Annotated in this window: 29 protein-coding genes; 20 read left to right on the top strand and 9 right to left on the bottom strand. The window is 51.7% G+C overall.

Going from position 1 to position 20,604, the window contains the following annotated elements; genetic code table 11:
• The first annotated feature begins 38 nt into the window (after positions 1–38).
• From PYCH_RS06590 to PYCH_RS06545, 10 genes are all read left to right on the top strand, one after another.
• Positions 39–884 (top strand): deoxyribonuclease IV, encoded by an 846-nt coding sequence (locus PYCH_RS06590; protein ID WP_013906066.1) that lies wholly within the window; start codon positions 39–41, stop codon positions 882–884.
• A gap of 71 nt (positions 885–955) precedes the next feature.
• The gene (locus PYCH_RS06585; protein WP_013906065.1) at positions 956–1,489 is read left to right on the top strand and encodes an inorganic diphosphatase; all 534 of its coding nucleotides are present in this window, start codon (positions 956–958) and stop codon (positions 1,487–1,489) included.
• Between the two features lie 29 nt (positions 1,490–1,518).
• Complete coding sequence (locus tag PYCH_RS06580) at positions 1,519–2,085, top strand: DNA-directed RNA polymerase (protein WP_013906064.1); 567 nt, start codon at positions 1,519–1,521, stop codon at positions 2,083–2,085.
• Entirely contained in the window at positions 2,082–2,267 is a 186-nt protein-coding gene (gene spt4 / locus PYCH_RS06575) for a transcription elongation factor subunit Spt4 (RefSeq protein ID WP_013906063.1), read from the top strand. The genes PYCH_RS06580 and spt4 overlap by 4 nt, the downstream gene beginning before the upstream one ends.
• Positions 2,267–2,803 (top strand): GTP-dependent dephospho-CoA kinase, encoded by a 537-nt coding sequence (locus tag PYCH_RS06570; protein ID WP_013906062.1) that lies wholly within the window; start codon positions 2,267–2,269, stop codon positions 2,801–2,803. Before spt4 ends, PYCH_RS06570 begins: the two co-directional genes overlap by 1 nt.
• On the top strand, positions 2,793–3,092 hold the full coding sequence (locus PYCH_RS06565; protein ID WP_013906061.1) for a 30S ribosomal protein S24e: 300 nt from the start codon (positions 2,793–2,795) through the stop codon (positions 3,090–3,092). Before PYCH_RS06570 ends, PYCH_RS06565 begins: the two co-directional genes overlap by 11 nt.
• Before the next feature lies 1 nt (position 3,093).
• Entirely contained in the window at positions 3,094–3,246 is a 153-nt protein-coding gene (locus PYCH_RS06560) for a 30S ribosomal protein S27ae (protein ID WP_013906060.1), read from the top strand.
• Positions 3,247–3,279: 33 nt separating this feature from the next.
• Complete coding sequence (locus tag PYCH_RS06555) at positions 3,280–3,834, top strand: universal stress protein (protein ID WP_237698650.1); 555 nt, start codon at positions 3,280–3,282, stop codon at positions 3,832–3,834.
• A 13-nt stretch (positions 3,835–3,847) separates the two neighbouring features.
• Positions 3,848–5,113, top strand: a complete 1,266-nt coding sequence (locus PYCH_RS06550; RefSeq protein ID WP_013906058.1) for an ArsB/NhaD family transporter — start codon at positions 3,848–3,850, stop codon at positions 5,111–5,113.
• Positions 5,114–5,118: 5 nt separating this feature from the next.
• Complete coding sequence (locus PYCH_RS06545) at positions 5,119–5,568, top strand: universal stress protein (RefSeq protein WP_013906057.1); 450 nt, start codon at positions 5,119–5,121, stop codon at positions 5,566–5,568.
• Here the strand turns inward: PYCH_RS06545 and PYCH_RS06540 are convergent.
• Genes PYCH_RS06540 through PYCH_RS06525 form a run of 4 tightly spaced genes read right to left on the bottom strand, consistent with a single transcriptional unit; the run spans position 5,565 to position 8,379 of the window.
• Entirely contained in the window at positions 5,565–6,755 is a 1,191-nt protein-coding gene (locus PYCH_RS06540; protein ID WP_013906056.1) for a class I SAM-dependent rRNA methyltransferase, read from the bottom strand. The genes PYCH_RS06545 and PYCH_RS06540 overlap by 4 nt on opposite strands.
• Before the next feature lie 59 nt (positions 6,756–6,814).
• Positions 6,815–7,267, bottom strand: coding sequence for an Lrp/AsnC family transcriptional regulator (locus PYCH_RS06535; RefSeq protein WP_013906055.1), 453 nt, complete (start codon positions 7,265–7,267; stop codon positions 6,815–6,817).
• Positions 7,268–7,326: 59 nt separating this feature from the next.
• The gene (locus tag PYCH_RS06530; protein WP_013906054.1) at positions 7,327–7,881 is read right to left on the bottom strand and encodes an XTP/dITP diphosphatase; all 555 of its coding nucleotides are present in this window, start codon (positions 7,879–7,881) and stop codon (positions 7,327–7,329) included.
• A 9-nt stretch (positions 7,882–7,890) separates the two neighbouring features.
• Positions 7,891–8,379 (bottom strand): adenosine-specific kinase, encoded by a 489-nt coding sequence (locus PYCH_RS06525; protein WP_013906053.1) that lies wholly within the window; start codon positions 8,377–8,379, stop codon positions 7,891–7,893.
• Positions 8,380–8,434: 55 nt separating this feature from the next.
• Between PYCH_RS06525 and PYCH_RS06520 the strand changes: the two genes are divergently transcribed.
• Positions 8,435–9,373, top strand: a complete 939-nt coding sequence (locus tag PYCH_RS06520) for an Lrp/AsnC family transcriptional regulator (protein ID WP_013906052.1) — start codon at positions 8,435–8,437, stop codon at positions 9,371–9,373.
• Here PYCH_RS06520 and PYCH_RS06515 read toward each other — a convergent pair.
• Positions 9,370–9,681 carry a DUF5748 family protein gene (locus PYCH_RS06515; RefSeq protein ID WP_013906051.1) on the bottom strand — a complete coding sequence of 104 codons (312 nt, stop codon included), beginning with the start codon at positions 9,679–9,681 and terminating at the stop codon, positions 9,370–9,372. The genes PYCH_RS06520 and PYCH_RS06515 overlap by 4 nt on opposite strands.
• A 182-nt stretch (positions 9,682–9,863) precedes the next feature.
• On the opposite strand from PYCH_RS06515, the gene PYCH_RS06510 reads away from it, so the two are divergent.
• The 9 genes from PYCH_RS06510 to PYCH_RS06470 all read left to right on the top strand — a co-directional run bounded on the left by PYCH_RS06510 (position 9,864) and on the right by PYCH_RS06470 (position 17,684).
• Positions 9,864–11,018, top strand: a complete 1,155-nt coding sequence (locus PYCH_RS06510) for a tryptophan--tRNA ligase (protein ID WP_013906049.1) — start codon at positions 9,864–9,866, stop codon at positions 11,016–11,018.
• 204 nt (positions 11,019–11,222) lie between these two features.
• On the top strand, positions 11,223–12,296 hold the full coding sequence (locus tag PYCH_RS06505) for an aromatic amino acid transport family protein (protein WP_013906048.1): 1,074 nt from the start codon (positions 11,223–11,225) through the stop codon (positions 12,294–12,296).
• A gap of 80 nt (positions 12,297–12,376) precedes the next feature.
• A complete protein-coding gene (locus PYCH_RS06500; protein ID WP_013906047.1) occupies positions 12,377–12,637 on the top strand; it encodes a UPF0147 family protein in 261 nt (86 codons plus the stop codon).
• Positions 12,638–12,747: 110 nt separating this feature from the next.
• On the top strand, positions 12,748–13,101 hold the full coding sequence (locus PYCH_RS06495; protein ID WP_013906046.1) for an ASCH domain-containing protein: 354 nt from the start codon (positions 12,748–12,750) through the stop codon (positions 13,099–13,101).
• Positions 13,098–13,793 (top strand): DUF1614 domain-containing protein, encoded by a 696-nt coding sequence (locus tag PYCH_RS06490; protein ID WP_013906045.1) that lies wholly within the window; start codon positions 13,098–13,100, stop codon positions 13,791–13,793. Before PYCH_RS06495 ends, PYCH_RS06490 begins: the two co-directional genes overlap by 4 nt.
• An 11-nt stretch (positions 13,794–13,804) precedes the next feature.
• Positions 13,805–14,644 carry a ribose-phosphate diphosphokinase gene (locus tag PYCH_RS06485; protein WP_013906044.1) on the top strand — a complete coding sequence of 280 codons (840 nt, stop codon included), beginning with the start codon at positions 13,805–13,807 and terminating at the stop codon, positions 14,642–14,644.
• Positions 14,645–14,692: 48 nt separating this feature from the next.
• Entirely contained in the window at positions 14,693–15,367 is a 675-nt protein-coding gene (locus PYCH_RS06480; RefSeq protein WP_013906043.1) for an undecaprenyl-diphosphate phosphatase, read from the top strand.
• Positions 15,364–16,623 carry a bifunctional sugar-1-phosphate nucleotidylyltransferase/acetyltransferase gene (gene glmU / locus PYCH_RS06475; protein WP_013906042.1) on the top strand — a complete coding sequence of 420 codons (1,260 nt, stop codon included), beginning with the start codon at positions 15,364–15,366 and terminating at the stop codon, positions 16,621–16,623. The genes PYCH_RS06480 and glmU overlap by 4 nt, the downstream gene beginning before the upstream one ends.
• Complete coding sequence (locus PYCH_RS06470; RefSeq protein ID WP_013906041.1) at positions 16,620–17,684, top strand: DUF835 domain-containing protein; 1,065 nt, start codon at positions 16,620–16,622, stop codon at positions 17,682–17,684. Before glmU ends, PYCH_RS06470 begins: the two co-directional genes overlap by 4 nt.
• Here the strand turns inward: PYCH_RS06470 and PYCH_RS06465 are convergent.
• The 4 genes from PYCH_RS06465 to PYCH_RS06450 form a co-directional block, all read right to left on the bottom strand.
• Positions 17,668–19,077 (bottom strand): acetate--CoA ligase family protein, encoded by a 1,410-nt coding sequence (locus PYCH_RS06465; protein WP_013906040.1) that lies wholly within the window; start codon positions 19,075–19,077, stop codon positions 17,668–17,670. The two genes, PYCH_RS06470 and PYCH_RS06465, sit on opposite strands and share 17 nt — an antisense overlap.
• A gap of 66 nt (positions 19,078–19,143) precedes the next feature.
• Positions 19,144–19,704, bottom strand: coding sequence for an ArsR/SmtB family transcription factor (locus PYCH_RS06460; protein WP_013906039.1), 561 nt, complete (start codon positions 19,702–19,704; stop codon positions 19,144–19,146).
• Between the two features lies 1 nt (position 19,705).
• Entirely contained in the window at positions 19,706–20,011 is a 306-nt protein-coding gene (locus PYCH_RS06455; protein ID WP_013906038.1) for a DUF211 domain-containing protein, read from the bottom strand.
• 3 nt (positions 20,012–20,014) lie between these two features.
• Positions 20,015–20,596, bottom strand: a complete 582-nt coding sequence (locus PYCH_RS06450) for a winged helix-turn-helix domain-containing protein (RefSeq protein ID WP_013906037.1) — start codon at positions 20,594–20,596, stop codon at positions 20,015–20,017.
• Positions 20,597–20,604: the final 8 nt, after the last annotated feature.

Here is a 20,604-nt window from a genome sequence, read left to right as displayed (position 1 = left end):
TTAAATTTAGGGGCGCCTAAAAGGTTCTCGTGGTAGGTATGAAAGCTGAGAGGCTCCGCTTCGGCACGGCTGGCATTCCCCTCTCGACCCCAAAGCCCTCGACGATAAAAGGAATAGAACGGGTTAGGGAGCTTGGTCTCGATGCAATGGAGTTGGAGTTTGTGCGGGGGGTAAACATAAAACCCGAGCTAGCTAAGAAGATAAAGTATGTGGCCAGAAAAAACGACGTTCTACTCACGGCCCACGCCCCCTACTACATAAACCTCAATGCAATGGAGAAGTCCAAGGTAGAGATTAGCAAAGCTAGGATAATCCAGAGTGCCGAGAGGCTTCATGAGGCGGGGGGATGGAGCCTCGTCTTCCATGCAGGTTACTACATGAAACAGCCGCCGGAAGTTGTTTACAAGAGGATTAAGGATGCTCTGCGAGATATTGTCAGGGAGCTCCAAGACAGAGGTGTAAAGGTCTGGATAAGGCCAGAACTCACAGGAAAGCCAGTTCAGTTTGGTGACCTTAGAGAGTTGATAAGGCTGAGCCAGGACATCGAGATGGTTCTTCCTGCTATAGACTTTGCCCATGCCCACGCTAGGACAGGTCGTTGCAACTCTCCTGAGGAGTGGCGGGAGATGCTGGCCCTCATCGAGGGGGAACTGGGGAAGGAGGCCCTCGATAACATGCACATCCACATGAGTGGTATAGAATACACGGACAAGGGAGAAAGGAGGCATTTGAACCTGCAGGAGAGCGATCTGAGGTGGGAGGACCTGTTGAGGATCTTAAAGGAATTCCGCGTCAAGGGGGTCGTCATAAGCGAGAGCCCGAACGTAGAAGGAGATGCCCTGCTGATGAAGAGGAAGTGGGAGGAGCTCGGCCGACAACTTTAAAAGTGCTCCCCCTCCAGCTTAGTGCAGGAAAACTTTTATGAGTTCTCGAAAAAGCAGCCGGGGTGGTAGCCATGAACCCGTTCCATGACCTTGAGCCCGGACCGGACGTTCCCGAGGTCGTTTACGCCCTCATAGAGATACCCAAGGGCAGCAGGAACAAATATGAGCTCGATAAGAAGACCGGACTTCTAAAGCTTGATAGAGTGCTCTACAGTCCGTTCTTCTATCCAGTGGATTATGGCATAATCCCAAGAACTTGGTATGACGATGATGATCCATTCGATATCATGGTCATCATGAGAGAGCCCGTTTACCCACTTACCATCGTCGAGGCGAGGCCCATAGGGCTCTTCAAGATGATAGACAGCGGCGACAAGGATTACAAGGTCCTGGCCGTTCCGGTCGAGGATCCCTACTTCAAGGACTGGAAGGATATCGACGACGTTCCCAAGGCATTCCTCGATGAGATAGCCCACTTCTTCAAGCGCTACAAGGAGCTCCAGGGCAAGGAGATAATAGTCGAGGGCTGGGAGAACGCCGAGGTTGCAAAGAGGGAAATCCTAAGGGCAATCGAGCTCTACAAGGAAAAGTTTGGGGCCAAGTGATCTTTCACTCTTTTTGCGGGGGTTGAGGAATGTACAAGCTCGTGACGGTCAAGGACGTTGTCAGGATTCCTCCGAGGATGTTCACTATGGATCCCAAGGAGGCCGCCAAGATAGTCCTCAGGGAGACTTACGAGGGCACCTACGACAGGGACGACGGCGTTATCTTGGCAATCCTTGAAGTAAAAGAGGTCGGAGATGGAATAATAGTCCCGGGGGATGGGGCCACTTACCACGAAGCCGTCTTTGACGTTCTCGTCTGGAAGCCTGAGATGCATGAAGTCGTGGAGGGCATTGTCGTTGACGCGGCTCCCTTCGGTGCCTTCATCAGGATAGGCCCCATGGACGGTCTGGTTCACATCTCCCAGCTCATGGATGATTACGTCGTTTTCGACGAGAGGAACAAGCAGTTCGTTGGAAAGGAGAAGAAGTACCTCCTCAAGGTAGGGGACGAGGTCAGGGCTAGAATCATAGCAATCAGCGATAAGAGCCGCATCATAAGGGAGAACAAGATAGGCCTGACCATGAGGCAACCTGGCCTCGGAAAGTTCGATTGGATTGAGAAGGAGAAGAGGAAAGAGAAGGAGGGTAAGAAGTGACGGAGAAGGCCTGCAGGAATTGCCACTACATCACGATGGAGGATCGCTGTCCGATTTGTGGGAGCAAGGATCTCAGTGAGGAGTGGTTCGATCTCGTCATAATCCTCGACGTTGAGAATTCCGAGATAGCGAAGAGGCTTGGGGCAAAGGCTCCGGGCAAGTACGCTATACGGGTGCGCTGATGACAGTCCTATTCAGGCTTCCCCCTGAGCTTAGGGGAGAGCTAAAGAGGCCTTTGGGAGAGCTCATCCGGGGCCCGATCCCGGGCCCCTACCTTAAGGTGAGGGAGAGGCTAGCTCGGGCTCGAAACCTTGTAACGGTTGGGGATGTCGTTACGGAAAATGTTTTAAAGCTTGGTGTTAAGCCCTCCATCGCCATCTACGACCACAGAACAGAGCGCAGGGACTACAAGCCAGACATAGAGCCTGATGCCGTGGTGATAACCGTTCAGAACCCGCCCGGCACGATTACTAAGGAGCTGCTAGAGGCCATAAGGAAAGCCTACGAGCTCGTCGGGAGGGGCAAGAGGGTTTACATAATTGTTGGAGGAGAAGAGGATCTAGCGACCATACCTGCCGTCCTCTACGCCTCCCCTGGAACCTTGGTGGTTTACGGTCAGCCCCGTGAAGGGATAGTACTTATAAAGGTCATCCCCGAATGCAAGCGCAGGTGCGCGGAGATAATGAGGAGGATGGAGGTGGTTCGCGATGGAGATTAGGATTACGGAAATCAAGGAGAACAAGCTTATAGGCAGGAAGGAGATATACTTCGAGATATATCACCCAGGCGAACCGACCCCGAGCAGGAAGGATGTCAAGGGCAAGCTCGTGGCAATGCTCGACCTTAACCCCGAGACGACGGTCATACAGTACATTAGGAGCTACTTCGGAAGCTATGTTAGCAAGGGTTACGCCAAGGCCTACGACAGCAAGGAGAGGATGCTCTACATAGAACCCAAGTACATCCTAATAAGGGACGGGCTCATACAGAAGGAGGAGGGTGAGTGATATGGGACAGAAGTGGAAGCTCTACGAAGTTAAGGACGGTAAGGTCATAAGGAAGAACAGGTTCTGTCCACGTTGCGGTCCCGGTGTCTTCATGGCTGACCACGGGGATCGCTGGGCCTGCGGTCGTTGCGGCTACACCGAGTGGAAGAAGTGAATCGCCCCGCCTTATTTTTCAACTTCAAAGCTGGTGGCCTCGTTGGGGTTGTTTCCTGACTTGATACTGAGGAAGTTCAAGAACATCGCGGGGAACAGGTACGAGGAGATAGCGAAAGCTTATAGGGAGTTTCTTCTAACTAAGGAGGAGCTTTCAATCCCAAACGTCAATTCCATCCTCCTGCCTCTCGACAGGTACGTTAAGAAGGTTCCCGAAGGCGTTTACGAGATTCTCTCCGCGTATCCACATGCCGAGGTTGAAGTCGTCTACGTTATAGACGGTGAGATCTGCAGGCTGATAGAGGAGACGATAGGCAAGGAGGAGGCAAAGCTCTTCAGGGAGCGTGAGGAAGAGACCGGAAGGAGGCTCCTTGAGAGCGTTGGCTGGGCCCTTTCTAGACTCGGCTTGATTGGAAGAACGAGGCTCCTATTCGGAAGCAAGAGTGAAGTTGTTGAGGAGATTTCCGAAAACTTTGACCTCATAGTTCTATCAAGGCATTACGGGGCTGAGACTACTAAAACACATCCCGTAAGCACGGTGGTGTTGCGTATAATGCAGAACGTTTCAAAGCCCGTTATACTATACTGACCAGGTGGTGCAAATGATAACGCAGGAAGCCGTAGCTATAGCAGTGTTCGTGGTAGTTTATATAGCAATAGTTAGTGAAAGGATCCATAGAACGGTTGCGGCAATGGTGGGGGCATCTATAATCATGATACTAGGCATAGTTCCTTGGGAGAAAGTTCCTGAGTACCTCGATTTTAACACGATACTCCTCCTGGCGGGCATGATGGTAATAGTGAACGTTTCACGGGAGAGCGGCCTCTTTGAGTATCTCGCAATAAAAACCGCCAAGCTCTCGGGAGGAAATCCTATAAAAGTTCTCCTTTTCTTTTCAATAGCTACGGCGGTTGTAAGTGCTTTTCTTGACAATGTAACAACGGTTCTGCTCTTAACACCCATGCTCCTCTACATAACGAGGCGGATGGGTGTTAATCCTATCCCCTTCCTGCTCTCGGAGATATTTGCCTCTAATATAGGGGGAACCGCAACCCTTGTGGGGGACCCACCCAACATAATGATAGGCTCCGCGGCAGGGCTCAGCTTCAATGAGTTCCTCGTGAACATGGGGCCTATAGCAACGGTAGACCTTGGCCTCATGATTTTGATAATCTGGCTAATATATAGAAAAGATATCGGTGTCGGGAAAGAGAAGGCCCTCGATAGGCTCATGACCCTTGACGAGAAGGAGGTAATAAAGGACCCAGTCCTCTTCAAGAAGTCAGTGATTGTGCTTGGGCTCGTGATATTAGGTTTCTTTCTTCACGATTTGTTCAAGATAGAGCTCGCTGTTGTGGCACTGGCTGGGGCATCTCTTCTCCTTCTCTGGAGCGGAATCTCGCCGGAGCATGCTCTTGAAAAGGTTGAATGGGCGACGCTTTTCTTCTTTGGGGGCCTCTTCATAGTCGTTGGAGCTCTCGTCGAAACCGGAATAATAGACAGCCTTGCATTATTGTTGACCTCTCACGTAAGGAGTGAAGATGAGGCCATACTCCTCGTGGCCTGGTTTTCTGCTGTGGCTTCGGCGGTAGTGGATAACATACCTCTAACGGCCACAATGATACCCCTTATAAAGAGCATGGGGTCAGTCTTGAACATCTACCCCTTATGGTGGGCCCTGAGCTTAGGAGCATGCCTAGGTGGAAACGGAACTGCCATCGGTGCCAGTGCGAATGTTGTCGTCCTCGGTATAGCTTACAGGGAAGGCATTAGGATTAGCTTCATAGACTTCCTTAAGATTGGCATGCTCATAATGCTTGCAACGGTGGGCTTGGGCTCGCTAATGATACTGGTTAGGTACGGGTGAGGAAGATGAGAATACTCGTGCTTGTTGACGGGTCTAAGTGGAGCCAGAAAGCTGCCCTCTACGCCTTTTCCGTCGCGAAGAGGAAGAATGCCAAGGTAGTGCTCTACTCAGTCCTCGACAGGAGGGAAGCTAAGGCTTTGGCTTTTCATCTGAGCATGAGGAGCGAGAACCTTGAGAATATAAGGCGGTTCGAAGAGACCATTTGGAAGGACATGAAGAAGAGCGTCAAGGAGGTCCTCACAACCTTACTTGAGCTCGGCCGTAGGGAGGGTATAAACTGCTCCTTCAAGATAGTGGAAGGCTCGGCGAAGGATAAGATACTGGAGGAGGTCAATTCAGGTAAGTATGACCTCGTGGTGATGGGGGCCTATGGGAAGAGCGGAAAGACAAGGATAGGTTCTCTCCTGGAGGAGGTCGTCGGTCTGATAGAGCCACCGGTGATGATAGTCCGCTAGCGCATATCCTCTACGTAGAGAAAGAGGCACTTGAGGTACTCGGTATCCTTAGAAGCCATGAGTATCGGGTGATCGGGAGCCTGCGTTCTATAGGGTTCAAGCATTTTGAGGAACTTGCCGGCCTTTGCGGCCGCCGCTATTATCATGTCCTTGAATGCCTGGAGATCTACGTGCTGGGAGCAGGAGCAGGTCACCAGTATTCCACCATCCTTAACGAGGTTCAGGCCGGCGAAGTTCACGTTGAAGTACGCCCTGAGGCCTGCCTTCAGGTCCTTCTCGTGCTGGACGAAGGCTGGCGGATCGAGTATCACGATGTCGAACTTCTCCCCTCTCTTCATCAGCTTCTCCATTTCCTCAAATGCACTCCCCACGATGAACTTAATCCTGTCTTCGACGCCGTTCAGCTTCGCGTTCTCCTTGGCAGTCTCTATAGCCCTTGGGGACTTGTCTATGGCTATAACCTCATCAGCACCAGCTATGGCCGCGTGTATTGCGAAGCCACCTGTGTAAGTGAAGACGTCGAGGATCCTATCTCCCGGTCTTACCCACTTTTCAAGGGCTAACCTGTTCTCCCTCTGGTCGAGGAAGAAGCCCGTCTTCTGCCCCCTCATGTCGACTATGAACTTTGCCCGCCCCTCCTCGATTACCGTGCGGTACTTCTCCTTTCCGAGGAGAACGCGCTCTATCTCCGGTAGGCCTTCCCTCCTCCTGCTCCGTCCCGTGTTCTTCTCGAAGACGGTTTCTATCCCTGGCTCGATCTCCATGATGGCCTCGGCCACGTCCATCTTGAACCGCTCCATGCCGGCGCTGGAAATCTGGAGGGAGGCTATATCATTGAACCTGTCCACTATCAGGCCTGGCAGGTAGTCAGCCTCGCCGTAGACCATCCTGTAGACGTTTCCGTACCGGAGGACCTTCTTCCTGTACTCGTTGGCTTTCCTTATGCGCTCGCGGAACAGCTCCTTGTTTATCTCAACGTCCTTGTCCTTCGTCACTATGCGGACCATTATGTTAGAGTTGGGGTTCGCGAATCCCTTTCCCAGGAACTTCCCGCCCCTCGTGTAGACCTCCACTATGTCTCCTGGCCTGATCTCTCCCTCTACCCTCACGACGCCCTTCTTGAAGACTATCATAGCACCCTTCCCTATAGCCCTCGCGGCCTGTGCATCGACTATGACCTTCGTCATGGGGCTCACCCAACCTCGCTTCATCATTTAATCAGAAAGGAGAACGCCGATCATCGCCCTTAGAGCTCCTCCTTTACAGTTACGAAGCTCACCATCGTGACAGTTTGGCCGACACCCTTTATCTCTCTGAGCTTGTCTATAACTATTTTCCCTATATCCTCGGCGCTGGGCGCCCTGACCTTGATAAGGAGGTCCCACTCACCCGCTATTATATGAACTTCGTAAACGCCTGGAATTTTAGCTATCTGCTCGGCTACTTCCCTTTGGGTGAGGCCGGAGTCGGGATCGTAGCGGACGAGAATGAATGCAGTCGTGCCGAGATTGAGCTTCTTGTAGTTGGGCTTTATAGTGAACCTCTCTATTATGCCCTCTTCTATGAGCCTCTTGATGCGGTAATGGACTGTTGTCCTTGGAATTCCGAGCTTCTTGCTGAGGGAGGCTATGTTCTCCCTGGCGTTCCTCTTTAGCTCTTCGAGCAATCGCTTGTCAATTTCGTCGAGGATCTCAGACATAGCCCCCACCCTTTTGACGCTTTGTTTCTACTCAGGTTAGGTTCATTGACATTCATTCATTATTTAAGGTTTTCTTTTAGCCACTCTGAGAATGCCTTCAACGCTTTACCCCTATGCGATATGGCGTTCTTTTCCTTGGTCGTCATTTCGGCGAACGTTTTTGAGAAGCCGTTGGGGATAAAGATAGGGTCAAAGCCAAAGCCTCCGCCCCCTCTAGCCTCCGTTGCTATACTTCCTTTCACAATGCCCGTAAATATGTATGCTTTTCCGTCCCAATACCCTATGACGCTCTTGAAGTGGGCATCTCTTTCCTCAATGCCTTCCATGAGCTTTAGTATTCCCTCGTTCCCTATCGTCTTGAAAACGTAGGCAGAATAAACTCCCGGGAAGCCTCGAAGGGCCTCTATGAAGAGACCCGAGTCCTCTATGAAAAATGGCCCTTCAATTCTCTCGGAGAGCCATTCAAGGCCGAACTTCACTACTTCCTCAAGGCTCTCCGCCTGAACCTCTGGGTAGGGCACTTTTCTCTGGACAATCTCTATTCCCAGGGGCTGTAGATATGTGGCGGCCTCTCTGACCTTTCCCGGATTGGAGGTAATAAAGAAGATGCGCATACTGGTCCCTCAGTCTATCTTGTAGCCTATCTTCTCGACGAGCTCTCTCCTTTCTCTCTTCTGCTCCTCGGTCTCGATTTTTGTGGCGGCTTTGCCATCAACGATCCCCAAAACACTTCTGCCGAGCTCAGTCTCCGCAACTATCACCTGGAAGGGATTCTCGCTGGCCCCGTAAATCATGGTAACTGCCGGGTGGTTCTTTATCGTGTTGAGGACGTTTATTGGGTAGGCGTTCTTCATGAGGATCACAAAGACGTGGCCCGCTCCTATCTTCAGGGCATTCTTGGCAGCCAGCTTCTCCAGTTCCTCGTCGTTGCCGGTGTAGCGGGTGAGCTGGGGCTTGGCCTCGTTCATAGCGATGCCAAACTTTATGCCCGGGACCGTCGTCAGCAGGGCCCTCGCAAGGTCGTCCACCGTGAATATCGAGAAATTCCCCTGCCCTATTATAACCTCGACGCCCTCGGGCTTCTCGATGTCAACGACTTCTATCCTCACCATGGCCCACCACCGTAACCGTTTTAGGTGGCTGGAAATAAAATTTTACCGATGCCCGATGGCCCAAGATAAGGGGCGAGTAAACCTCGAAGAGCTCGAATGGTTGGCTGAGCTTCTCAACAAATATCCGAGGGAGAGCTTAAAAAGGATAGCGGATATAGAGGGCATCGAGTACCACAGGCTCAAGAGGCTCTACGACAGATACTATGGCAGGTACGTCTTCGTCAATGCAATGTACAATATAACGAAGCTTGGTCTCAAAAGCTACGTAGCCTTTCTCTCGGTCCCAAAGGTTGAGCTTAGGATGAAGGCTGAGGAGATGCTCAGGAACCCTTTCGTGGTTCACGTGACACCTATCTTCGGCTTCAAGAACGGCCTGAACGCCATACTTCACATCCCGGTTGATCAAGAGAAGTATATCCCAGAGTTGCTCTCCAAGTACTCGAATGATTTTGAATACTATGAGGTCTGGGCCTACCCGATGGAAAAAGGCAAAGAAGTGAAGTTTGGAAGATGGCGGTATTCCTACGAGTATGCCCTCCTGCTGGACATCCTGAAGATAGACGCGAGGACACCCATGAAAGAGCTCGAGAGGAGACTTGGGAGAAGCAGGCCGACGATAAAGTTCATGATTAAACGTCTGATTGAGGATGGTATAATCCAAGGTTTCTATGCCTACATAGACAACGTTCAGGACGTTTACGACAGATCCTTTGTCGGAATAGCCGAAGAGCTCCCAGAGGACTTCTTCCAGAGGTTCGGTGATATGGAGATACAGATAGGAGTTCTTAGTCCAAGAGGATACTTCGTTGAGTGGTACTTCTCTTCTAAGGAGGATATGGGAGGGAAGATACTGGAGTTTGGTCAGTACGTGGAGAAGATGGCCATAGGCTATCTGGACATGTTCAGGGAGCTAAACCACAGGCACATGAGCACTAGGTACTCAAGGATGGTAAAAGAAGATGGGAGCGGCTATCGCTCCATCTTGGAATTTTAGCCCCCCTTCATCTCCTTCAGTATCTTCTGGAACTCAGAATAATCGGTGACAACCCTTACACCATCAAGTGTCTCGAAGTAAACTTTCTTAATCTTAACCTTCTTGACGTCGGTGTATTTCATTTCGGGGGGATCGTACTCGCCAGGCTCCACGACCTCGTCCTCAATGACATAGGTCTTGAGCTCGGGCTCACCCACGAACTTCCAGACCTCATAGAAGACTTGAGGCTCGAGGTGAATTTCCCCCTCAAGCTCGATGTAGTCTGCGCCGATGTCCTCCAAAAACTCCTTCACGACCTCGGAGTTCATAGAGAATCACCTCCAAATTATCTTGGGCGTCCACGATTAAATACCTATCGGTTGGCCAAAAACTTTAAATCCTCCCCCACCATTTTCCCAACCATGTTCGGTGGTTGCCTTTGGCCTTGGTGAGATTTCCCTCTTCTGCTCTAGCCTAATCTGGGGTTTCACGTCTAGGGGAGGTGTTTTGGATGGCTGAGTTTAAGGTTACGCCTTGGGACGTTGAAGGGTTAGTGGACTACGACAAGCTGATAGAGCAGTTCGGAACCAGTCCGTTGACGGAGGAGTTGCTTAAGAGAACGGCCGAACTAACAGGGGGTGAACTTCCTATATACTTCAGGAGGCGCTTCTTTTTCTCCCATAGGGACTACGACAAGGTTCTCAACGACTACGAGAGCGGCAGGGGCTTTTTCCTCTACACGGGGAGGGGTCCGAGTGGTCCCATGCACATAGGCCACATAATCCCGTTCTTCGCCACCAAATGGCTCCAGAAGAAGTTTGGAGTTAACCTCTACATCCAGATAACGGACGACGAGAAGTTCCTCTTCAAGGACAAGCTAACCTTTGAGGACACCAAGCGCTGGGCCTACCAGAACATCCTTGACATTATAGCCGTCGGCTTCGATCCTGACAAGACCTTCATCTTCCAGAACAGCGAGTTCACGAAGATCTATGAGATGGCTATTCCGATAGCCAAAAAAATAAACTTCTCGATGGCAAAAGCAGTTTTCGGCTTCACCGAGCAGAGCAAGATTGGGATGATTTTCTATCCGGCGATACAGGCCGCTCCAACCTTCTTCGAGAAGAGACGCTGTCTGATTCCAGCGGCCATAGACCAGGATCCCTACTGGAGGCTCCAGAGGGACTTCGCGGAGAGCCTCGGCTACTATAAGACGGCGGCACTTCACAGCAAGTTCGTTCCGCCGTTGACGGGGCTTGAGGGCAAGATGAGTGCCAGCAAGCCCGAGACGGCAATATACCTGACGGATGACCCGGAGGATGCCGGTAGGAAGATATGGAGGTTTGCCCTCACCGGTGGCCAGCCGACGCTGAAGGAACAGAGGGAGAAGGGCGGAAACCCCGAGAAGTGTGTTGTCTTCAAGTGGCTCGAGATATTCTTTGAGGAAGATGACAAAAAGCTCATGGAGCGCTACCACGCCTGTAAGGCTGGCGCCCTCATGTGTGGGGAGTGCAAGCGCTACCTAATCCAGAGGGTCCAGGAGTTCCTGAAGGAGCACCAGAGGAGAAGGGAAAAAGCGGAAAAGCTCGTTGAGAAGTTCAAGTACACTGGGAAGTTGGCCCAGGAGAAATGGAATGAGGCAATCCCGGAGCCGCTGAGAAGGTGAACCGACTCCTTGTCCTTTTTCTCTGGTAGTCGCTTCGATTTTTGGTCCTGAGTTTTGAAAATTTTTCAGCCTCTGGGTGCAACATTCCGTTCTTCAGTGTTCATGTATGCATTCGAGCGTATGGATAAAATTCATCTAAGTCCTAATTTTTCTAACGGCAAAGCGTATTAGGTCCGAAAGCTTATCGTCGATTGGGGTGGTTGGATGAAGAGGGGTGAGGCCTTGGCAATCCTCGTGGGAACTCAGATAGGGGCGGGAGTCCTCGGGCTACCTTACGCCGCGAAGAGCGTTGGTTTAATTCCAGCTCTGGCTGTTCTAGTGGCTGTGATGCTTCTCATGCTCTTCACCGCGAGGATAGTCTTAGATTTTTCCGCGAGGATAGTCTTAGATTTTTCCGCGAGGATGAATGGGGCCCAGCTCAGCACGATAGCTAAGAAGGCCTTAGGCCGTGGTGGCGGTGTTCTGATGTTCGTGAGCGTCACAATAATGAGCTTCGGGGCCCTTCTCGCTTACATAGCCGGCATGGGCAGTGTCTTCTCGAGTCTCTTCGGAATCAGCGAGACCCTTGGAGCCATAATCTTCTGGGCTCTTGCCTCCCTTGTGATATACTTGGGCCTAGAGGCGAGCGGGAAGAGCGAGCTTATTATGAGCTTTTTCATGCTTATACTCTTCCTCGTGGTTGCAGTCATGCTCCTCCCCAAGGGGAGGCTCGAGAACGCTCTCTACATGAGCGGTGAGGGACTCTGGGCAATTGTCGGTGTGTCTATCTTTGCCCTCGGTTGCCACACGGTAATCCCGGACGTTTACAAGGGGCTCGGGAGCTATGAGGAGACGAAGAGGCTCCTTACATGGGCCTTCATAATCCCGACCGTCATCTACGCATTGTTCATGGCTTCCTTCCTGCTCGTCTTCGGCCAAGATACGCCCCAGATTGCCACTCAAGCCTTGGAGAAGCTTTACGGTAGGACGGGCCTAATCTTGGGCAACCTTATTCCCCTCTTCGCCATAACGACTAGCTACATTGGGATTGGGCTGGCCCAGCTCAGCAATGTCGAGGAGTACCTGAGAGTTAACAGGAAGCTGGCGTGGGTCCTCACAGTCATTCCGCCGCTGGTCGTTTATCTCTCAGGTGTCGGAGACTTCGTCAGTGTCCTTGGGGTAGCCGGGGACACCGGAGACCTCATGGCCTTCATAGTCCTGCCACTCGTGATATATCTGGCCAATAAATTGGGCCTCGTCCCGATGGGCGGGGAGGCGGGAACTTCCCCCGGGGATTAAACGAAAAGCTTTTAGCTATATTCTTCCTTATTCCCTATGGGGGTTTAGTTACCATGGGTAAATGATTGGGGGTGATAGGTATGAGCGACGTCGAAGAGAGGATTAACCAGATAATTCAGGTTCTCCGCGACCAGGTCGTTCAGGACACCGTCGTTCCCAGGAACATAAGGAGGGCCGCTGAGCAGGCGATAGAGGCCCTCATGGATAGGAGTAAGGAGCCCGCCGTCAGGGCGGCCGACGCTATAGCGATACTTGAGGAGATAAGTGAGGATCCGAACATGCCTCTCCACACCAGGACGATAATCTGGGAGGTTCTCGGTGCCCTCGAGCAGATAAAGTGAACCTTTTATCTCTTCGTTCGCTTCTGTCCAATATTATCCTCCGAAAGCCCTTGGCTTGGCATCATAAGTTGAATTTATAAACCTCTACTCCCATATTCCCCGGGGATGGCATGAAGGGGCTGATAGTGAGGGAACCCTACGCGAGCTGGATAGTGGAAGGGAGGAAGGTCTGGGAGATTAGAAAGAACTCTACGAGGATTAGAGGGCGGATTGTGATAATCTCCGGAAGAAAGGCACTTGGAACCGTGGAGCTTGTGGACGTCCTGGGGCCCTTTACTCCCGAGGAGCTCGTAGAGCATGAGGACAAACATCTAGCCAGCTACGAATTCCTCAAGAGGTACTCAAACGGCAAGAAGCTATACGCTTGGGTGCTTGCCAACCCCGAAAAATTCGAGCACCCGCGGGATGTGGCAGTTCCCCCGGGAGCCCAGGTGTGGGTTAACCTCAGGGGGTTCCAGTATTGAGGAGGCTCCTCTTCTCCCCCCTTACCCTGCCGCTGTTCATCCTCTTCCTGATTCTCCTTCCTATCCTCCTCATCCTCTTCGCGGGAACGATCGCGGGGGCCTTCTCAAAGCTAGGCATACCATCCACCGTTGCCTACACACTCTTCTTTGCTTCCCTTCTTGGCAGCTTCATTAACATTCCGGTCGGTGAGATAAGGTCACTGGTTCCGGTTCTCCGGATAAGGGAGGTCACAGTATTCGGGATAACGTATCCAATTCCTTACGTTGACGTGGGTGAGGGTAGGACTGTCGTGGCCGTGAACCTTGGAGGGGCCCTTATACCGCTGAGTGTGTCCCTGTACATAATAGGTAGGGCTGCGGCTGAATACAACGTTGCCCTTCTCCTCAGGCTTGCCCTATCCGTTGTCGTTGCCTCCCTGATAGTTCACTCCTTTTCGAGGCCTGTGAGGGGAATGGGTATCGCAGTCCCCTTCTTTATTCCTCCCCTGACGGCCGTGAGCTTGGCTATGCTCTTTGACGTGAACCGGCCCGCCGTGGCTTACATCAGCGGAACCCTTGGAACGCTTATAGGGGCGGACCTGATGAACTGGAACAAATTTAAAGAGCTCGGTGCTCCCATGGTCAGCATAGGAGGTGCCGGAACCTTTGACGGTGTCTTCCTCGCGGGCATAGTCGCCGTGTTGCTGGTGTAGGGGGTGGGAGCATGATTGTGATAGGGAGCGGTGCCAAGCACCTTGAGGAGGAGATAAGGAGGCTCGGTGGTAGAGTCCTCGACGTCGAAATAAGGAAGTTTCCGGACGGGGAGAAGTACGTGCGCGTCCTCGGTGAGGGGAAGGAGGCCCTCGTCGTCCAGTCCACCTTCGCGCCCCAGGACGAGCGTATCGTTGAGGCCCTGATTCTTGGAGACGCTCTCAGAGAGAAGGGCTTTAAGAAGCTCCGCCTCGTCGTGCCTTACCTCGCCTACAGCAGGCAGGACAGGGTTACGAAGGATGGAGAGCCAATAAGCATCAGGGCCGTTATGAGGGCTCTGGGTCTCTACTACGACGAGCTCTACGTCTTTGACCTGCACAATCCTGAGACTCTGAGGTTCTTCCCTGGAAAGGCCCTGAACCTCTCGCCGGCCAGGGCAATCGCGGAGTACTTCGGGGAGAAGCTCGGTGACGGAGTGGTCTTGGCACCGGATAGGGGTGCCCTGGAGAGAGCTAAGGCCGTCGCCGAAAGGCTCGGCCTTGAATACAGCCACTTTGAGAAGAGGCGTATATCCCCCACGGAGATCCAGATGAGGCCAGTCGACGTTGACGTGGCCGGTAGGAACGTGCTCATAGTGGACGACATCATAAGCACGGGAGGTACCATGATTAAGGCCGCGAACCTGCTCAGGGAGATGGGTGCCAGAAGAATATTCGTAGCGGCGACGCACGGTGTTTTTGCGGAGGGGGCGATAGAGAGGGTGAGTAAAGCCGTTGACGAGCTCGCAGTTACGAACTCTATTCCAACACCCGTCTCGAAGATAAGCCTTGTTCCCGACATACTTTCCCTCTGACGAAACATTTATTTTCAACCTTTCGGGTAATTACTGTAGTGTGGTAACATGGCCATTGGAAACACAATCCTTCAAGGGGTCCTTACGTGGCTTCCGGTGGAGGCGCCGGAGAATCATTCCCTTGTCCTCCAGTTTGGGGCACTATTCGCGGTTCTCTATTACCTCCGCTATGACTTTGGGTTCCTGCTCCTCAACATCATTAGGGGACGGTTCGGGGAGGAGGAGAAGTTCTTTGTCTATGCAACCCTCTTCACGGCCCTCATAGGTCTTCCGCTTCTGAAGCTCACCGAGTTTCCAAACTTGGCGATCCTGAACTTCCTCATTGGAGTCGCAATTCTGCTGACATGGAGGAGGACCACTGATGGGGAGCTGGGATTCATGGAGGCCTTCATCGTTGGTGTTGCCCAGGGGATGGCCGTGCTTCCTGGAGCCTCGAGGATGGCCCTCGTTCTCGGGATGCTCCTGCTTAGGGGGATTGAGGCTAAGAAAGCCCTTAGACTGTCCCTTCTAGTGTCCATCCCCTACATTATGGGCAGTATGCTGGCTGGAACGTGCGAGCCTCCCTTACCATCTGCCCTGCTCTCGATGGTGGCCTCCTTCCTCGCTGGTGTCATGACAATACATTTGCTCTTTCTACTCGCAGATAAGACAGGTTCCCCCGGCTTTAGACTGGTGTTTGGTATGATAGCAGTTATTGGTTGGCTCCTGGGGGTGGTGATATGAAGGCTGTGATACTCGCGGCTGGAAAGGGTGAAAGATTGAGGCCCCTCACCGACGACAGGCCGAAGGTAATTCTCAAGGTCGCCAACAGACCAATAATAGAGTACATCCTTGAGAACCTCGAACCATTCGTTGACGAGTTTATAATCATTGTCAAATACATGAAGGAAAAGGTCATCGAGCTCCTCGGTGACGAGTTCAGGGGCAAGCCGATAACCTACGTCGAGCAGGTTGAGGGGGAGGGGACCGCAAAGGCAATATACTCCGCAAAGGATTACGTGGAAGGAGAGGAGTTCTTCGCTGTGAACGGGGACATATACTTCGAGCCTGAGGCCGTGAAGGGGCTCCTCCACGTCTTCAGGAAGGAGAGAGCTGATGCTGCTCTCGTCGTGAAGGAGTTTGAGGATCTCAGCCATTTTGGGCTCGTGGAGGCAAATGGGGTGGTCGTTAGGGCTATAAAGGAAAAGCCTGGTCCTGTCAGGGGGTTTGCTAACCTCGGCTTGTACATCTTCAGGCCTGACATCTTCGAATACATTGAAGTAACAGAGGCCAGCGATAGGGGCGAGTATGAGATAACCGATACCATCAACCTGATTATAGGTGATGGAAAGAAAGTGGTTTGCTACGCTTATGACGGTTATTGGAACGACATCGGCAGGCCCTGGAATCTGTTGGAGCTCAACGAGTACCTGCTCAAGAACAGGCTCAGGCACGACATCCGTGGGAAAGTTGAAGAGGGGGCCGTGATAGTTCCCCCCGTTGAAATAGGGGAAGGCACCGTGGTAAAGAGCGGGGCCTACATAATAGGACCCGTGAAAATAGGGAGGGACTGCCTGATAGGACCCAACTGCCTAATAAGGCCCTGTACGAGCATAGGAGATAACTGCCATATAGGAAACGCCGTGGAGGTCAAGAACTCCATCATAATGGATAACAGCAACGCGCCGCACCTTAACTACGTTGGGGATTCGATAATAGGTGAGAACACGAACCTTGGTGCCGGAACGATAACCGCAAATCTTAGACACGACAACGCCACAGTCAAGGTTGAGGTTAAGGGGGAGCTTGAGGACAGCGGAAGGAGGAAACTGGGCGCGATAATTGGGCACAATGTCAAGGTTGGCATAAACGTCTCCATATATCCGGGAAGGAAGATAGGGAGCAACTCCTTCGTTGGGCCTGGCGTGATAGTTGATAAGAACGTCCCACCTAACACCCTAGTTGTCGTTAAGCAAGAGAAGGTGGTGATGAAGAGATGACTCTGATTGCCTGTCTAAATTTCCTTTCTAGGTGGATACTCTTCTCTGTGGCCGCTTATAAGGCCTATAGAACTAGGGAGAAGGGATGGGCTCTCTTGGCGACGGCCTTCTTAATAGACGCTCTTGCCGTCGAGAGATACATTCTTGAACCCCTTGGCCTGAGGGTAGTATATGGATACGATGTGCTCAGTGCGATTCCAAATTTCCTCGTGGCGTGGATGATTTGCTGGGCTGGCTTTCATCTCAGGTACGGAAAAACTGAATTTAGACACGTCTTGCTAATGGCCGGGCTCCTCATTACCGCGTATCTTTGGCTCTTCCTCCTTGGAACTGGCGAGATAGAGAGCTTTGCCATTAAGTATTCGCTCCCCTCCCTTTTCTACGGACTATCGATGATATACATTGCCTACGTCCTTAAGCGATACGTCGTGGGTAGCGAGCGCTTTCTCGATGCCCTATTCCCCCTTGGTCTTTTCCTTCTCGGCGCGATAAACCTCACATACCCAATCACAAGGCCCATGCCTTGGGCTACGTATGCATTCTTTGCGGCTTTCATCTTTAGGACGATTGCCGCTGTAGGAGCACTGGGTTTCGCTTATTACTCTATCACGAGGCCAAGGGTTGTGAAGACGGGCAAAGTGGAGCCAGGAGCTTACTATACTGAGAACAGAAAAGCCGCCCTTTCCTTCATAAGTAACTTCACACCCATCATTATAACGAGAAGCCCCCCTAAAGTTACCAACTCTTCCCTTATCTACTGGCTGACTAAGGTTAGAGACGGTCAAGTTGGCGAATCAACTTACACTATATCCCCCACGAAAATAGATGTGCTCACTGATCTCATAGCTAAGGCCTTCAGAATAGGCTACAATGCCATTTATCTCGATTCTCTTGAATACTTGATACTAGAAAACGGCTTTGAGCCGGCCATGAAGTTCCTGCTTAACGTTAGAGACATTGCCCTGAGCAACGGAGGCACAATGGTACTCGTGGTGAACCCGAAGGCCCTTGAAGATAGGCAAATGAAGATACTAGAAAGGGAGTTCAGACCCCTTCCTTGAGCTCTTTCAGGTACTTTCCATATTTTACAAGGGCGAATGCGGCGTCAACGCCGTCCTCGACGGTCTCGAATACTGGGACTCCTTTCTTCTCGATTCTCCTAGCCATCTCCTCTGGATATCTGCCTCCGGGAGCCACAAAGATTATGGGCTTTCCGTACTCCTGCATCCTCTCCATGACGTCCACGATGCCCTCGTCGAGGGCTGGACTCTGGAAGAGGGCTATCACGACGAGCAGGTCAACGTTTGGATCCTCAAGGGCGAACCTCATAGCAATCTCGTAGCGGCTCGATGGAGCATCGCCGATGATATCTATCGGGTTCCTATAGCTCATGTGCTCCGGGAGCTTGCCCTCCTCTATCGCCTTCTTGAACTTCTCATTCGTAGCTTCACTGAGCTCTGCAAGCCTCATACCCCTTTCCAGAAGGCCGTCGCTCATCATGACGCCCGCTCCACCACCGTTTGTAACGATAGCTATCTGGTCACCTTCCGCGGGCTTCTGCATAGCAAGGGCCTTGGCGTAATTGAAGAGTTGCCTCATGCTTCTGGCCTCAAGGACGCCCGCCTGCTCGAAGGCGGCCTTGTAGATGGCGTATGAGCCGGCGAGGGAACCCGTGTGAGATGCAGCAGCCTTAGCTCCTGCTTCGGTGCGACCGCTCTTCAGGATTATGACGGGCTTGACCTTGGTAGTCTCCTTGGCGGCGTTGAAAAACTTCCTCCCGTCTTTAACGCCCTCCAGATAGGCGGTTATGACCTTTGTCTTGGGGTCGTCTTTAAGGTAGAGCATGAAGTCGCTCTCGTCGAGGTCGGCCATGTTGCCTAGGCTTATGAACTTGCTCATTCCAACCTCGTGTCTCGCGGCCCAGTCAAGGATTGCGGCACCGAAGGCACCACTCTGGCTCATGAAGGCTATCGGGCCGAACGGGGGCCTTGCCTGCCTCTCGGGTGGGTTGAAAGTACAGTCAAAGCCGTTCTCAAGGTTCGTGACGCCGAGGCAGTTGGGCCCCACGATCCTTATGCCCCACTTCCGGGCCCTCTTGACGAGTTCTTCCTCGAGGTCAGCCCTCCCGGCCTCCTTAAAGCCCGCGGAGATAATGACTGCCCCTTTGACGCCTTTCTCACCACACTCGTCGATAACGTCGGGAACGAAGCGGGCGGGGACTGCTATGACTGCCACGTCAACGTCATCAGGAATATCCTTGATGCTTTTATAGACGGGGAATTTCTTCCCGTTGACCTCTATCTCTCCACCCTTGACGTTCACGGCGTAGACCTTCCCGTTGAAGCTCCTCGTTATAGAGCGCATTATGGCGTTTCCGATCTTTCCTTGGACGTGTGATGCTCCTATCACGGCAACGCTCTTAGGATAAAAGAGGAAGTTTAGATTGCCCGTCATTTCTATCACCTTTGTAGGCGAGCTTTTTAAATTTATAAAATTTTCTCAATTGGACAATATGTCCATTTACTCCTCCCTAATGAGACGGCGCAGCTCTTCGGCCTCTTTCACGTGTCTTGGGGATGCGAGTAGCGTCAGAAAATTCAGAAGGTGAAAGAGCTCTATCTCATCTATTTTGACATTATTTTTGGAGATCTTCTCTATTATAGGCAGGGATTCCACTTCTATTGCATCAAAGACATTCTCAAGGACCTCTACAAACCTTTTCTTATCCGTGATTTTCAGGCCTGAGGCTTCAAGTATTTCCGCTATTCTAGAGGCCTCCATTCTTAGGTAGCTTCTTCTGAACTCCTCGATATCTCCGGAAGATTCGACCTTGATAAGAAAAACCCTGGCCGTCCTAGCGTACACGCTCTCGTTTCCGATCCTGTCTATTTCCTCAACTAGATCTGCCCTCTCGAGGACCTTGATGTGCCTGTATATGGTGGATTTGTCCTTCCCAAGGGCCTTACTCAGCTCTGATATCGTCATTGGGTGATTTCGGAGCATCTCCAGTATCTTTAGCCTGGTGGGTTCGATGATAATCTTGGCTCGCTCGACATCGGTTATAATTAAAACGTCCCTCATTTCAGAACTCCTCTAACTTGTCTTGTGGTGTCTCTCCCTCCTCTACTATTCTCTTTCCGGCCGCTACCATGTCTATACTGTGCACTACGCCTCCGAACTCCTCAATTGTCCTGACGATCTCCTCATAGTCAAGGTTGTCGCCCACGATTGTTATCTTGACGTTTTCAGTTTCCTTATCTATTTCAACGAGGGTTATGTTGACACCTTCGACTCCTTCAAGCTCGCTGAGGCCCAAGGCCAATTCCGTGACCATGGGCTGGTGGGGCTTCAGGACGTCGAGCACGAGGAGCCTTATTCCCCTTGCCATCTCTTATCCCTTCTTCAGGATTTTTCCGAGCTGCCTCAAGAGTTCTATATATTCTTCATCGCGGCCAATCTCGGCCATTGCGAGCCACTCGACGGCGTGTATTATGTCCTCGTTTGAGAACTCACTAAGCTTTTCTTCATTTTCCTCTATATATTTCGAAACCTTCATTTTGTACTCATGCTCTTTCTCGAGAAGCTTATCCATTACGTTGAGTATCTCATCGTCGTTGAACTCGTAGCCGAGGGCTCTGAATATCTCAAGCTTAGTCTTCAACCTCGAACGGGCAAGGTATCGAAGCTCCTCATCTCCGAGGTAAAGGTTTATGTAGAACACGTCAGCCGTTCTCCCGTAGTACTTCTCGACGAGGTTGCCCTTCATTTCGGTCCTCTTCACCTCAACTAGACCAGCTTCTTTGAGCTTCTCGATGTGGTGATAGATCGTCTGGGGAGTCTTTCCGAGTATTTCGCTGAGCTGGGAAATCGTCATCTCCCTGCTTCTGAGGAGTTGGAGTATCTTCCTCCTCGTGTCCTCGAGCATTATCTTGATGACTTCGGGGTCTGTGATTACTTTCACTTTCTTTGCCATCTGCCAGC

It is taken from the genome of Pyrococcus yayanosii CH1, from assembly GCF_000215995.1.
Lineage (GTDB): Archaea > Methanobacteriota_B > Thermococci > Thermococcales > Thermococcaceae > Pyrococcus > Pyrococcus yayanosii.
The sequence above is the reverse complement of the archived record's forward strand: the minus strand, read 5'-3'. Positions and strand labels throughout refer to the sequence as shown.